The 13,467-nt window shown below is 68.2% G+C and carries 12 protein-coding genes and 2 pseudogenes; 4 read left to right on the plus strand and 10 right to left on the minus strand.

All coding sequences use genetic code 11. The features are described from left to right. Window positions 1–90: pseudogene (locus ACWDUD_RS15630) on the plus strand (CoA ester lyase); the annotation flags it as partial. A 9-nt stretch (window positions 91–99) separates the two neighbouring features. On the opposite strand, the pseudogene ACWDUD_RS15635 reads toward ACWDUD_RS15630, so the two are convergent. The 4 genes and pseudogenes from ACWDUD_RS15635 to ACWDUD_RS15650 form a co-directional block, all read right to left on the minus strand. After that, window positions 100–849: pseudogene (locus ACWDUD_RS15635) on the minus strand (enoyl-CoA hydratase/isomerase family protein); the annotation flags it as partial. A 1-nt stretch (window position 850) separates the two neighbouring features. After that, window positions 851–1,939 (minus strand): acyl-CoA dehydrogenase family protein, encoded by a 1,089-nt coding sequence (locus ACWDUD_RS15640; RefSeq protein ID WP_450109864.1) that lies wholly within the window; start codon window positions 1,937–1,939, stop codon window positions 851–853. Beyond that, the gene (locus ACWDUD_RS15645) at window positions 1,926–2,834 is read right to left on the minus strand and encodes an acyl-CoA dehydrogenase family protein (RefSeq protein WP_450109865.1); all 909 of its coding nucleotides are present in this window, start codon (window positions 2,832–2,834) and stop codon (window positions 1,926–1,928) included. The genes ACWDUD_RS15640 and ACWDUD_RS15645 overlap by 14 nt, the downstream gene beginning before the upstream one ends. Next, window positions 2,812–4,248 carry a class I adenylate-forming enzyme family protein gene (locus ACWDUD_RS15650; protein WP_450109866.1) on the minus strand — a complete coding sequence of 479 codons (1,437 nt, stop codon included), beginning with the start codon at window positions 4,246–4,248 and terminating at the stop codon, window positions 2,812–2,814. The genes ACWDUD_RS15645 and ACWDUD_RS15650 overlap by 23 nt, the downstream gene beginning before the upstream one ends. A 105-nt stretch (window positions 4,249–4,353) precedes the next feature. Here ACWDUD_RS15650 and ACWDUD_RS15655 point away from each other — a divergent pair, with 105 nt between their 5' ends. Continuing rightward, entirely contained in the window at window positions 4,354–5,373 is a 1,020-nt protein-coding gene (locus tag ACWDUD_RS15655) for a 2Fe-2S iron-sulfur cluster-binding protein (RefSeq protein ID WP_450109867.1), read from the plus strand. Window positions 5,374–5,434: 61 nt separating this feature from the next. Here ACWDUD_RS15655 and ACWDUD_RS15660 read toward each other — a convergent pair whose 3' ends face one another. From ACWDUD_RS15660 to ACWDUD_RS15675, 4 genes are all read right to left on the minus strand, one after another. Next, complete coding sequence (locus ACWDUD_RS15660; protein WP_450109868.1) at window positions 5,435–6,487, minus strand: CaiB/BaiF CoA transferase family protein; 1,053 nt, start codon at window positions 6,485–6,487, stop codon at window positions 5,435–5,437. Beyond that, window positions 6,484–7,440 (minus strand): LLM class F420-dependent oxidoreductase, encoded by a 957-nt coding sequence (locus tag ACWDUD_RS15665; protein WP_450109869.1) that lies wholly within the window; start codon window positions 7,438–7,440, stop codon window positions 6,484–6,486. The genes ACWDUD_RS15660 and ACWDUD_RS15665 overlap by 4 nt, the downstream gene beginning before the upstream one ends. 82 nt (window positions 7,441–7,522) lie before the next feature. Then, window positions 7,523–7,924, minus strand: coding sequence for a cobalamin B12-binding domain-containing protein (locus tag ACWDUD_RS15670; protein WP_248673441.1), 402 nt, complete (start codon window positions 7,922–7,924; stop codon window positions 7,523–7,525). Continuing rightward, window positions 7,924–9,501, minus strand: coding sequence for a methylmalonyl-CoA mutase family protein (locus ACWDUD_RS15675; RefSeq protein ID WP_450109870.1), 1,578 nt, complete (start codon window positions 9,499–9,501; stop codon window positions 7,924–7,926). The genes ACWDUD_RS15670 and ACWDUD_RS15675 overlap by 1 nt, the downstream gene beginning before the upstream one ends. 85 nt (window positions 9,502–9,586) lie before the next feature. Here ACWDUD_RS15675 and ACWDUD_RS15680 point away from each other — a divergent pair, with 85 nt between their 5' ends. Continuing rightward, window positions 9,587–10,417 (plus strand): SDR family oxidoreductase, encoded by an 831-nt coding sequence (locus tag ACWDUD_RS15680; protein WP_450109871.1) that lies wholly within the window; start codon window positions 9,587–9,589, stop codon window positions 10,415–10,417. Between the two features lie 11 nt (window positions 10,418–10,428). Next, the gene (locus ACWDUD_RS15685) at window positions 10,429–10,596 is read left to right on the plus strand and encodes a (2Fe-2S)-binding protein (RefSeq protein WP_450109872.1); all 168 of its coding nucleotides are present in this window, start codon (window positions 10,429–10,431) and stop codon (window positions 10,594–10,596) included. Between the two features lie 81 nt (window positions 10,597–10,677). Here ACWDUD_RS15685 and ACWDUD_RS15690 read toward each other — a convergent pair whose 3' ends face one another. Continuing rightward, window positions 10,678–11,604: a L,D-transpeptidase gene (locus ACWDUD_RS15690; RefSeq protein ID WP_450109873.1), complete on the minus strand. Its 927-nt coding sequence runs from the start codon at window positions 11,602–11,604 to the stop codon at window positions 10,678–10,680. A gap of 154 nt (window positions 11,605–11,758) precedes the next feature. Beyond that, entirely contained in the window at window positions 11,759–13,438 is a 1,680-nt protein-coding gene (locus tag ACWDUD_RS15695; RefSeq protein ID WP_450109874.1) for a 4Fe-4S binding protein, read from the minus strand. Window positions 13,439–13,467: the final 29 nt, after the last annotated feature.

A 13,467-nucleotide genomic window follows, 5' to 3' on the forward strand; every position in this document is an offset into this window, starting at 1 on the left:
GTCGCGGTCGGCTTCGACGCGAAGGTCGCGATTCACCCCGGCCAGATCGAGGTCATCCGCCAGGCCTACGCCCCGACCGAGGAAGAGGTCGAGTGTCGTGAGCCTGGCAATGTTCGCGTGGAAGTCGTCGCTCTGGAACGTCAGGTCCTCCGCGGTCATCGCGTAGTCCAGGCTCGCGAGGATCGCGCGCTCGAGGTGGATGTTCACCAGCCGCTTCGTGCTCTCGACCGCCTTCTGCGGAAGCTCGGAGATCTTCTTCGCCGCGGCGAGGGCCTCGGTGAGTGGATCGGCGACGACGTGGTTGGCCAGACCGAGCGCGAGCGCCCGCTCCGCCGGGATCCGCGTGCCGAGGAGCGCGAACTCCTTGGTCTGCAGGAGGCTGATCTGCAGCGGCCACGTGAGCGGCCCGCCGTCGGCCGCGACCAGGCCGACCTGCACGTGCGGATCGGCGAGGTACGCATGCTCTGCCATGTAGACGACGTCGCTGAGCGCCACCAGGCTGCAGCCCAGGCCGACGGCCGGGCCGTTGACGGCGGCGATCACCGGAATCCGGCAGCGCGCCATCCCGATCACCAGCTCGCGGCCGTCCGCGATGGTCTTCGCACGCAGATCCGCGTCCTCGGCCAGCTCCGCGAGGTACGCGAAATCGCCGCCCGCGGAGAACGCCTTGCCGGCGCCGGTGATCACCGCGGCGCGCGCGGTGCGGTCGGCGGACAGTTGCGGCCACAGCTGCGCGAGCCCGTGGTGCAGGTCGTCGTTGACTGCGTTGAGTGCATCCGGGCGGTTCAGCGTGATGATGCGCAGCGGACCGTCCGCGCGAACGTCGATCTCTTCCGGCATGTCGTACATGTCAAACTCCCAATCCGAGGATGCGCGAGGCCACGATGTTCTTCTGGATCTGCGACGTTCCACCCATGACGGACTGCGCGCGGCTGTACATGTACGTGCCGAGCATCTCCGTGTCGCGGGTGCCGGCCTCCGACAGGGCCGCGTGACCGACGGATTGCTCGACCCAGGTCATGAGCAGCTTGTCGAGCGAGCCCTCCGAGCCGTGGGTCAGGCCGTCGAGCTGCTCGGACAACCGGCGGCGCACGTGCAGCCGCAGCATCTCCGATTGCACTGCAGCCCAAGCCAGTTCGTCGGACGGCGGGCCGTCCGACTGGGCGGCGAGCTCGCGGACGGTCTTCGCGTAGCGGGCCGCGAACCCGAGTGTCGACGGTTCGCGCTCGTGCCCGACCACCGTCATGGCCAGCTTCCAGCCCTCGCCGGGGTTGCCAACCATCCGCGACGCCGGGACGCGCGCACCGTCGAACAGCACCTGCCCGAACTCCTTGGTAACGCCGCTGATCATCTTCAGCGGTCGCTGTTCGATCCCGTCCTGGTGCATGTTCACGATGAACGCCGAGATGCCCTTGTGCCGCGGCTTGTCCGGTTCGGTGCGGGCGAGCAGCAGGCACCAGTCGGCGACGTCGGAATAGCTCGTCCAGATCTTGTGCCCGTGGATGACGTACTCGTCGCCGTCGCGGGTCGCGGTGGTGGTCAGCGACGCCAGGTCCGATCCGGCACCCGGTTCGCTGAAGCCCTGGCACCAGCGTTCGGTGCCGTTGATCATGCCGGGCAGGAACTCCTGCTGCAGTTCCTTGCTGCCGTGGTGACCGAGACCGATCACCAGATAGCCGAGGCTCGGCCGGGCCGGTGCACCGGCGATCGCGAGTTCCTCGTCGAGGATCACGTCGTAGACGGGCGGCAGGTCCTGTCCCCCGAATTCCTTCGGCCAGGACAGCCCGAAGAATCCGGCGTTGTACAGCGCCCGATGCCACTCGGGCTGTTTCGCCCAGTACTCGTCGCCGGATGTCGGGAATTGCTTGGCCGTGGTCGCGAGCCAGGACCTCAGACGGTCGCGGAACGCGGCTTCCTCCGGCGAATCACGAAACTCCAAGGTCGATCTCCTTCAGGCTCACGGGGAACAGTTCGGTGGACGCGAGCGCCCGCCGCAGGTAGACGTGCGCGAGGCATTCCCAGGTGTTGCCGATGCCGCCGTGCACCTGGATCGAGGTCTCGCAGATCGTGAAAGCGGCTCGCGCGCAGTAGATCTTCGCGACCCGGGCAGCCTGGATCGCCTCGGCCGTATCGAGTTCGTCGACCGCCCAGGCCGCGTGCCGGAGCACGCTGATCGACCCTTCGATCAGCGCCTGGCTCTCGGCGAGCATGTGCGCGACCGCCTGGTACGACCCGATGGTGTGGCCGTACTGCTCGCGCATCTTCGCGTAGTCGACGGCGAGGTCCTGCGCACCGCGGGATACGCCGACGAGGTCGGCGGTGGTCGCGACGAGAGCGAGCGCGTACCAGCGGTCCGCGTCGTCGGCTGACAGTTCACCGAGCGGCTCGCCCGGCTCGCCGAGTTCCGCGAAACAGCGGGTCAGGTCCGCGGCGGCGGCGATGTCGGCACCGACGGGCGCCGAAAGGATCTGCCTGTCCCGCACGATCACCGCATCGGTGAGGCCGCGCGCGTCGACCGCTTCGGAGCCGACACCGATCGCCCACGGCGACTGGTCGTCGCCGAGGTGACGCCGCAGGTCGTCTGCGAGGACGGGACCGAGGAAGGGTACGTCGACGAGACCGCGACCGAACTCCTCGGCGACGATCGCGACCTCGACACCGGACGCGCCGTCGGAGCGCAGGGCGCGCCAGCCGGTCGTGTCGACCGCCTTCTCGAGCCGGGCGACCCGGCTGTCGTCGTCGAGATCCTGGACCGATCCAGGACCGAGGTCGTCGGCGAGTTTCGCTGCCGCATCACGTAATTGTCGTTGTTCACTCGTCAGACGGACGTCCATAGCGCTCCTTGAGTACTCGGCGCAACACCTTGCCGGAGGGCAGGCGAGGGATTTCGGGGACGAACAGGACCCGGCTCGGGCGTTTGTAAGACGCCAGCCGGTCGCCGACCAGGGCGATCAGTTCGGCTTCGGTGACCGGCCCGCCGGTCGTGACCGCGGCGAGGACGGCCTCGCCGGTCACCGGGTCGGGCACGCCGAACACCGCGCAATCGGTGACCTCGGGATGTCCGTGCAGCACGCTTTCGACCTCGACGGGCGCGACCTGGAATCCCTTGACCTTGATCATTTCCTTCGACCGGTCGGTGATCCGCAGCCAGCCGTCCTCGTCGAGGTAGCCGACGTCGCCGGTGCGGTACCAGCCGTCGGCGAAGGCGTCGGGGTTCGCATCGGCCGGAAGGTAACCGGCCATGAGGGAGTCGGCGCGGGCCTGGATTTCGCCGACACCGCCCGCCGGCAGCACCTCCCCGGTGTCCAGTGACACCACGCGCACCGTCACGCCGGGGACGGGACGCCCGACGCTGTCCAGCCGCGCACCGGCGACCGGATTGCAGGCGATGACCGGGAGTTCGCTCGCGCCGTAGGCAGGCAACCACCCGACGCCGGTGCGGCGGGTGACGGTGTCGGCGACGCTCGCCGTGACCGGGGTGGCGCCCCACATGATGTAGCGCAGCGACGACAGGTCGTACGACTCGAGATGCGGGTGCTGCGCGATCGCCAGCGCGATCGGCGCGACGGCCATCTCGACGGTGATCCGGTCGCGTTCGATGTGCCGGAGCATCACGTCGATGTCGAAGCGGCGATGCAGCCGGAACCACGCGCCGACCTCGAGGGCGGTGACGATGTTGAGGATCCCGAGGATGTGGGACGGCGGTGTGAGCACCTGCATCCGGTCCGTGGACGTCAGTTGCAGCGCGTCACGCCAGTGCGTGACGGCGGCGGCGAGGGAGCCGTGGGTGTGCCGGACGGCCTTGGGCAGCCCGGTCGTGCCCGAACTGAACACCAGTACCGCCTCGGCGTCCGGGTCGTGGGCGGTTGTCGTGCCGTCACCGATCGCGGGTGGGATCGGCTCGTCGAGGTGCAGCATGTCGGCGTGCTCGGCGAGGACCGGATTGTCGCCGACCGCGGCGACCGGCCGCGTCACCTCGAGGGCGTGCACGACCTCGTCGTGCTTGTAGGCCGGGCTGAGCAGCACGACGGACGCCCCGAGGCGCCAGATCGCCTGCACGGCCACGACGAACTCGGGCCGGTTCGACGACATCAAGGCGACCCGGTCGCCGGCGCCGACGCCACGTTCGGCGAGCCGGACCGCCAGGCCTGCCGCGAGCGCGTCGAGCTCGACGCGGCTGTAGGCACGGTCCTCGAACACCAGTGCGGTGGTGGTGTTCCGCGTCCGGTCGATCGTTGGGTCCGACAACTGTGCCTCGTCTCGGGTGGGTGTTCGACGTTGAGAAGATCCTATATCGTAGGTGAGAATATAATTCTCCAAGCAGTAGAACAATCCCCGAGGAGGAGACGATCCATGGCGAGACCCCCTATGTTCCAGCGGGCGCGGGTGACCCGGATCGTGAAGGAGACCTCCGACGCTCGGTCGTTCGTCCTGGCGCCCGTGGACGGCCCGTTCACCTACCGGGCGGGGCAGTTCCTGAACTTCAAGGTCACCGTCGACGGCACCGAGTTGTACCGGTCGTACTCGATGTCCAGCGCACCCGAAAGCGACGACGAGCTCACGGTCACCGTCAAGCGCGTACCCGGCGGCAAGGTGTCGAACTGGCTGCTCGACAACGTCTCCGAGGGCGACGAGGTGGAGATCAGTCGCCCCACCGGCACCTTCCTGCTGCGGGAGAGCGACAGGCCGCTCCTCGGATTCAGCGGCGGCAGCGGCATCACCCCGATCCTGTCGCTCGCCAAGTCCACCCTGGCCACCACCGACCGCCCCGTCCGGTTGCTGTGCGCCGACCGCGACCAGCCGTCGGCGATATTCGAATCCGTTCTCGAGGCGCTGGTTGAGCAGTACCCGGACCGGCTGACGGTCGTGCGCCATCTCGACGACGAGAAGGGCCTGCTCGACGCCGAGGCCATCCGCGCGTTCGTCGGCAGCGACGTGGACGCGGACAGCTACCTGTGCGGCCCCGAACCGTTCATGGATCTGATCGAGTCGACGCTGCCCGGCCCGGGCCGCGTGTTCAGCGAGCGCTTCGGCACCCCGCCGGCACCGGCTTCCATCGAGCCGCCCGCCGCCCCCGCCGCGGAGGAATCCGGCGAGCTCGAGGGGACCGTGACGATCTTCGTCGGACGCAAGAAGGGATCGGTACCGCGCCACGCCGGCGAGACCATCCTCGAAAGCGCCCGCCGCGCCGGACTGACCCCGCCGTTCTTCTGCGAGATGGGCAACTGCGGTACCTGCATGGCGCTGGTGACCGAGGGTTGCGCGACGATGCGCACCAACGAGGCACTTTCGGACGACGAGGTCGAGGAAGGCTACGTGCTCACGTGCCAGGCCGTGCCGGACACCCCGTCGATCAAGGTCAAGTACGAGTGACCGACCCCCCGTGCGTGGTTTCGGTAGCCGGTGCTACCGGAACCACGCACGAGGGGCAGGGTCAGGCGCGTGCCGGAAGTACGCCGTGCTCACCGAGCCGCGGCGGCGCGCCGTAGACCGGTTCGTAGCCGGCGACCTTGATGGGACTGCCGACGAGCCGGAAATCGCCCGCCGTGACCACGGCCTCGGGGGTCTGAGCGAGCGCCTCCGGCAACGACCGGACCGCCGCGGACGGCACCCCGAGCGGCCGCAGTCGCGCCTCCCACCCGGCGGCGGTGTCGGTCGCGAGCGCCGCGGTCACCGCGGCGAGCACCTCGTCCCGATTCTGCGCGCGCTCGGCCATCGTCGCGAAACCGTCGATACCCGCTTCCTTCGCGAACGACCGCCAGAACCCGTCGTGCGTGACGAACAGCGCCAGATACCCCTCCGCGGTCGGAAAGAGTTGCGCTGGAACGTAGTACGAGTGCGCGCCGTACGGCATACGCCGCGGCTCGGTGCCCTCGTTCAGGTAGGCGGACGCGCGGTAGTTGAGCTGCGAGAGCATGACGTCGCGCAACGACACGTCGACCTGCCCGCCGCGGCCGGAGACGACCTGGGCGAGCAGACCCAGCGCCGCGGTCAGGCCCGTGGAATTGTCCGCCGCCGAATAGCCGGGCAAGGTCGGCGGACCGTCCGGGTCGCCGGTGAGCGCGGCCACCCCGGTCTCCGCCTGGATGACGTAGTCGAACGCCGGATCGTCGCCGGAGTCGAGACCGTACCCGGTGAGCGCGACGCACACGATCTTGTCGTTGAACCTGCGCAGAGCGTCGTACGTCAGACCGTACTTGCGGATCGCCGACGGCTTGAGATTGACCAGCAGCGCATGGGATTCGGCGGCGAGCTCACCGAGCCGGCGTTGTCCCTCGTCGCTGCCGAGATCGAGGCAGATGCTGCGCTTGCCGCGATTGAGGCTCGCGAAGTAGGCGTCGCTGACCTGACGCGAGAGGTCGCCGGTCGGGGGTTCGACCTTGGTGACCTCCGCGCCGAGATCGGCCAGCATCATCGTCGCGTACGGCCCGGCGAGGATGTGGCCGACTTCGAGGATCTTGATCCCCGCGAGCGGACCCGCATTCACCGCAGTTCCTTGACGAGTTCCGAAACGACCTCGCGAGTACGGTATTTAGACGCGACGAGCTCGTCGCGGGTGTTGCCGATCGGCAGCAGCCGCATCGACAGGTCGGTCACCCCCGCCTCCTCGTACCGGCGGAACCCGGCAAGGATCGCGTCCTCGTCGCCGACGATGGCCATGTCGCCGATGTCCTTCGACTCGCCGTGTTCGAGGAGCCGCTGGTAGTTCGGGGAGATCTCGGCCTCGGCGAGGATCCGGTTGGCGCGTTCACGGGCGACGTCGACCTCCGACGGTGCGCACAGACACACCGGCACACCGGCGATGATCCGCGGACTCGGTCGTCCGGCGTCCGCAGCGGCCTTGGTGATACGCGGTGCGATGTGCTCACCGATCGCGCGTTCGTCGGCCATCCAGAGCACGGTGCCGTCGGCGCGTTCCCCGGCGATCTTCAGCATGACCGGTCCGAGCGCGGCGACGAGCACCGGCATCGGGGCCACGGGTGCGATGTCGAGCGGATTGTGCACCGTGAACGTGTCGTTCTCGACGTCGATCGTGCCGGGCAGATCCTTGATCGCACCGAGCACCTCGAGGTAGTCCCGGGTGAACTTGGCGGGCTTGTCGTAGGGCAGACCCAGCATGTCCTGGACGATCCAATGATGCGACGGGCCGACGCCCAGCGCGAGCCGGCCACCGAGCGCGGCGTGGGTCGACAGCGCCTGGCGCACCAGATGCACCGGGTGCTGCGCCTGCAGCGGCACCACGGCAGTGCCGATCTCGATCCGCGACGTGCGGGTACCCATCAGCGCGACCGCGGTCAATGCGTCGAAGTCCGTGGGAATCTGGGGAACCCACACGGTGTCGAGGCCGGCGGCCTCCGCCCACTCGACGTCCTTCAGCATCCGGTCGACCTTGCGAGCGGTGTCGCCCTGTTCGGGCCCGACCATCACTCCGATCCGCACGATTCCTCCACGTTTGTCGAGATCCGTTCCGCTGCAACCCCCGTAGGGCGTCGCGGCGGTGTTGTTGTTGACGTTGCTGCGCTCAGGCCGGGGTGTCGGTACCGGTCAGCTTGCGGACCTCGGTCACCAGGACGTCCAGCGGTGTGCTGGTGGGGAACACGGCCGCAGCCCCCGCGGAGAGCAGCTTCGGTACGTCGCCCTGCGGGATGGTGCCACCGACGATCACCGCGATGTCGCCGGCGTCGGCGGCCTTGAGCGCCTCGATCGTGCGGGTGGTCAGCGCGATGTGCGCACCCGAGAGGATGCTCAGGCCGACGACCGCGACGTCCTCCTGCAGCGCGATGGACACGATGTCCTCGATCTTCTGGCGGATGCCGGTGTAGATGACCTCGAATCCGGCGTCGCGCAGTGCGCGCGCGACGATCTTGGCGCCCCGGTCGTGGCCGTCGAGTCCGGGCTTGGCGACGAGGATGCGGGCGGTCATCAGAACACCACCGGCTGCTGGAATTCGCCCCACACGGCCTTGAGCGCGGAGACCATTTCGCCGACGGTGCAGTACGCGTTGGCGCAGTCGATCAGTTTGTGCATGAGGTTGTCGGTTCCTTCCGCTGCGCGGGACAGGGCGGCGAGACTGGTCTTGACCAGCTCCGGATCGCGTTCGGCCTTGACCTTGGCGAGTCGCTTGAGCTGCAGCTCACAGCCTTCGGCGTCGAGCTCGTACGTGCCGATCTCCGGTGGCGGCTCGTTCGAGGTGAACTTGTTGACGCCGACGACGGTGCGCTCGCCCGCCTCGATCTGCAGGTGGAGTTTGTAGGCCTCGTCCGCGATGAGGCCCTGCAGGTAGCCGTCCTCGATCGCGCGCACCATGCCGCCGTGCTCTTCGAGATCGCTCATGATCTCGACGATCTTGGCTTCGGTCGCGTCGGTGAGCGCCTCGACGAAGTATGAGCCGCCCAGGGGATCGGCGACCCGCGCGACCCCGGTCTCGTACGCGAGGATCTGTTGCGTGCGCAGTGCGAGCGTCGCCGATTCCTCGCTGGGCAGCGCGAACGGCTCGTCCCACGCGGCGGTGAACATCGACTGGACACCACCGAGCACCGAGGCCATCGCCTCGTAGGCGACGCGCACCAGGTTGTTCTGGGCCTGCGGGGCGTACAGCGACGCACCGCCGGCGACGCAGCCGAACCGGAACATCGACGCCTTCTCGGTCTTCGCCCCGTAGCGATCGCGCACGATCGTCGCCCAACGGCGGCGTCCCGCACGGTATTTCGCGATCTCCTCGAAGAAGTCGCCGTGGGTGTAGAAGAAGAACGAGATCTGCGGGGCGAACTGATCGATCGTCATGCGTCCGCGTTCGACGACGGTGTCGCAGTAGGTGACGCCGTCGGCGAGGGTGAACGCCATCTCCTGCACGGCGTTCGCACCGGCGTCGCGGAAGTGCGCGCCCGCCACCGAGATCGCGTTGAACCGCGGAACCTCCGCGGCGCAGAACTCGATGGTGTCGGCGATCAGCCGCAGCGACGGTTCGGGCGGCCAGATCCAGGTGCCGCGCGAGGCGTATTCCTTGAGGATGTCGTTCTGGATCGTGCCGGTGAGCTTTTCGCGGGGCACGCCGGATTTCTCCGCGGCGGCGACGTAGAACGCGAGCAGGATCGCGGCCGTGCCGTTGATGGTGAAGCTGGTGCTGATCTTGTCGAGCGGGATGCCGTCGAACAGGATCTCGGCGTCGGCGAGGGTGTCGACGGCGACGCCGACACGTCCGACCTCCTCACCGTATTCCGGGTCGTCGGAGTCGTAGCCGCACTGGGTGGGCAGGTCGAGCGCGACGGACAACCCGGTGCCGCCCTGGTCGAGGAGGTACCGGTAGCGCCGGTTGGATTCCTCGGCGGTCCCGAATCCGGAGTACTGGCGGAACGTCCACAGCCGACCGCGATAGCCGGTCGCGAAGTTGCCGCGGGTGAAGGGGAATTCGCCCGGTGCAGGCGGTTCGCCGACTCTGTCGGCCGGTCCGTACACCGCATCCAGGGGGATTCCCGACGAGGTCTCAGCGAAATCGGTCACGCCGGATACGATACTTGCAGAAAATGAGAATGCCAATATCATCAGCGAGAACGCTGCGTGTGAACCACCGATTGCAGGGAGAACGATGTCGAGCCAGCCGAATCCACTGTCCGACCGCACCATGGTGATCTCCGGTGCCAGCCGCGGGATCGGCCTGGCCATCGCGGTCGCCGCGGCGAGACAGGGCGCCAACGTCGTTCTGCTCGCCAAGACCGCCGAGCCCCACCCGAAACTCCAGGGCACCGTCCATACCGCCGTCGCGGACATCGAGGCGGCCGGCGGCAAGGCCGTGGCCGTGGTCGGCGACGTCCGAAACGAGGATGACGTCCAGCGGCTGATCGACACCGCGGTCGAGCGGTTCGGCGGCATCGACATCTGCGTGAACAACGCGAGCGCGATCGCGACGGGTGCAACCGAGGACCTGCCGGTCAAGCGGTACGACCTCATACAGGAGATCAACTGCCGCGGCACGTTCCTCATGACGAAGGCCTCGGCTCCGCACCTCCGCAAGTCCGCGAACCCGCACATCCTGACCGTCTCACCGCCGGTCAACATGAACCCCTACTGGCTCGGAGTCCACCCGGCCTACACCCTGTCGAAGTACGGGATGTCGCTGCTGACATTAGGTTTCGCTGCCGAGTACGCCGGGGACGGGATCGCCGCGAACTGCCTGTGGCCGCAGACCTTCATCGCGACCTCCGCGGTCGCGAACATGAAGGACGGGGACACGCTCCTGTCGTCCTCGCGCAGCCCCGAGATCATGGCCGATGCCGCGGTCGAGATCCTCGGCCGTCCCGCGAGGGAGACCACCGGCCGGTGCTTCATCGACGCCGACGTGCTCACCGAGGCCGGTGTCACCGACCTGTCGCGCTACGGCGGCGGCGACAACCCCCAGATCGACCTGTTCCTGGACTGACGGAGCGTGCGATGTACATCTGCCTGTGCCACGGCGTCACCGGCGACACCGTGAGCGAAATCGTCGACCGGGGTGCGCGCAGTTCGAAGGAGATCGCCGCGGCGTGCGGGGCGGGCTCCGATTGCGGGCGGTGCCGGCGGACCGTGCGGTCGATCATCGCGCAGCACAGCGCCACATAGCACCACACCGACGACAAACGCGCCCCCACCTCTCACGGAGGTGGCGGCGCGTTCTCGTTGCGTATCAGGAACTTTCGCGGATCAGAGGTTCCAGTCCCCGAGGCCGTCCCAGCCGTTCAGCACACCGCCGTCGGTGTTCTGCACGATGACCGGATCGCCCTTCTGGGCGTTCTCGAAGAACCACTTGCCGTCCTCGGTGCTCACGTTGAGGCAGCCGTGGCTGACGTTGGTGTTGCCCTGCGCCCACTCCGACCACGGCGCGGCGTGAACGAAGATGCCGCTGTTGGAGATTCGCGTCGCGTACTCGACGTAGGTGCGGTAGCCCTCCGGGGAGTCCACGGGCACCCCGTAGGTGGACGAGTCCATGTACATGTCCCGGAATCGCTCGCCCACGATGTACGTGCCGTTGGGCGTTTCGTGGCCGGGCTTGCCGAACGACGTCGGCATCGTCCGCACGACCTCGCCGTTGCGGGTCACCGTGACGGTCTTGGTGTTGTCGTCCGCCACGGTGATCTGCGCGTCACCGATCGTGAACGACGAGTGGGTGTCGCCGGCGGCGACCGTGACCTGCGTGTGGGCGGGCCAGAACTCGAACGGACGCCACCGCACCTGACGATCGGACGCCCAGTAGAAGTGGCCGCCGACCGCGGGGCTGGTCGTGATCGAGATGGCGCGCTCCGCGGCCGCGCGGTCGCTGATCGGCTCGTTGAAGCGGATGATGATCGGCTGGGCGACCCCGACCGTCTCACCGTTGGTGGGGTTCACCGACGGCGCCGAGAACGGCGCCACCACGGGAGCCGGCGGCGCCGTGGGCACCTGCCCGCCCAGTCCGGGAAAGACCTCCTGAATGCTCGGCAGCTCCGGGCCCCCGGGCCACAGCGGCGCTGCGCCGGCGGGACCGGCGAGCGTGAGTGCGGCGGCGGTGGTACCGATCAGTGCGGTGGCAACTCGCCCGGACCATCGTCCGGCCCGGTTCCCACCGGTCACCCGAACCTGCTTCAAGGACATGCTCCAACCCATCGTGTAGACCGTGCGCTGCCTCTCTGCCTGCCCCGATCGCAGCGCTTCGTGCCCACCCATTAGACACAGCAGCATCTCGGACCGCCAATCGAGCGGCCCGGCTCACACCCGCATTTCTGCGCGTCTGCGCAGGTCAGAGTATTCAGGACTCCAGTCGTGAGGCCTCGAGCATCTCGGCGACGGACACGAACTTCTGCCGCGCCTTCCCTGCCGCAGCACCACGGGAACGTTCCTGCTTGTCGATCCTCTGCCAACCGCTGTAGTCGACGAACCCGGGCCGGCGCTCGGCGACGAGCGTCGCGAGCTTCTCCCGGTCCTCGGCCGGGGTGGCGAGGCGCCCGGCGACGAAGTCGTCGATGAGCCGCTCGACGGTCTGCGCCGAGCACTGCTTGTTGGTGCCGATCACGCCGCTCGGGCCGCGCTTGATCCAGCCGGCGGTGTAGACGCCCGCGAGCGGCTCGCCGGTCTGCGGATCGACGACGCGACCCTCCTTGTTGGGGATCACGCCGCGACGCTCGTCGAAGGGCAGATCCGCCAGCGGTGTGCCGCGGTAACCGATCGAACGGAGCACCAGACCGGTTTCGAGCGTCTCGCGTTCACCGGTGGGCCGGGCCTCGAGGCGTCCGTCGACCTCGACGAGTTCGTTGCGTTCGAGGGTGATCGACTCGACCTTGCCGTCGCCGTTGATCTCCACCGGCGAGGCGAGGTAGCGCAGCACGATGCGCTTGTTGCCCTCGGTGGGCGTGCGTCGTGCGAATCCTTCGGCCTGCTCGACCTTCAGGGCAATGCGCGGTTCGCAGTCGGGATCGTCGAGAAGCGCACGGCTGGCCGGATCGAGCTCGACCTCGGCGGGGTCGACGATCACGTCGATGCCGCGAAGTTGCCCGAGCGCGAGCAGTTCCGGATTCGTGTAGGCGGCCTGGGCGGGACCACGACGGCCCACGATGACGACCTCGCGGATGTTCGAATTGCGCAGGGCCTCCACGGCGTGGTCGGCCATGTCGGTGCGGGCGAAGATCTCCGGATCCATCACGAGCGCGCGGGCGACGTCGAGCGCGACGTTGCCGTTGCCGATGATCACCGCGCGCTCGCCGGACAGGTCGAACTGCCGGTCCGCGTAGTCGGGGTGCCCGTTGTACCAGGAAACGAACTCCGTTGCGGCGTGCGAACCGGGCAGCTCCTCACCCGGGACGTCCAGATGCCGGTCCCCGGCGGCCCCGACCGCGTAGATCACGGCGTGGTGGTGGGCGAGCAGTTCGTCGTGGCTGATGTGGGTGCCGACCTCGACGTCGAAGTAGCACTGGGTGTTCTTGTGGCCGATGGCGCTGCGGAACAGGTCGCCGACCGCCTTGGTGCTCTTGTGATCCGGCGCGACACCCGCACGGACGAGACCGTACGGGGTGGGAAGCCGATCGAAGATGTCGACCTCGACGCGCGGGCGGGACGTCAGTTCCATCGCGGCGTAGCAGGCGGCAGGTCCGGACCCGACGATCGCGACCCGCAGGGTGCCGAGTTCGGCAGGAATCTTCCTGCGCTCACGCAGTTCCGGCCAGTCCGGGCCGATCGGGTACCGCTCGTAGTAGTCCGCGGCGATCTTCAGGTAGGGCTCGTGTTCGGCGGCCAGCTCGTTGTCCGCGGAGATGGCGTCGACCGGGCATTCGTCCACGCAGGCACCGCAGTCGATGCACGTTTCCGGATCGATGTAGAGCAGTTCGGTGGTGGCGAACTGCGGCTCGTCGGGTGTCGGGTGAATGCAGTTGACCGGACAGACCTCGACGCACGACGCATCGTTACAACACGCCTGGGTGATTACATAAGCCACGGGTATACCTGCCTGAGAGTGCCGGTGTG

This window comes from Rhodococcus sp. NPDC003382 (assembly GCF_053589135.1).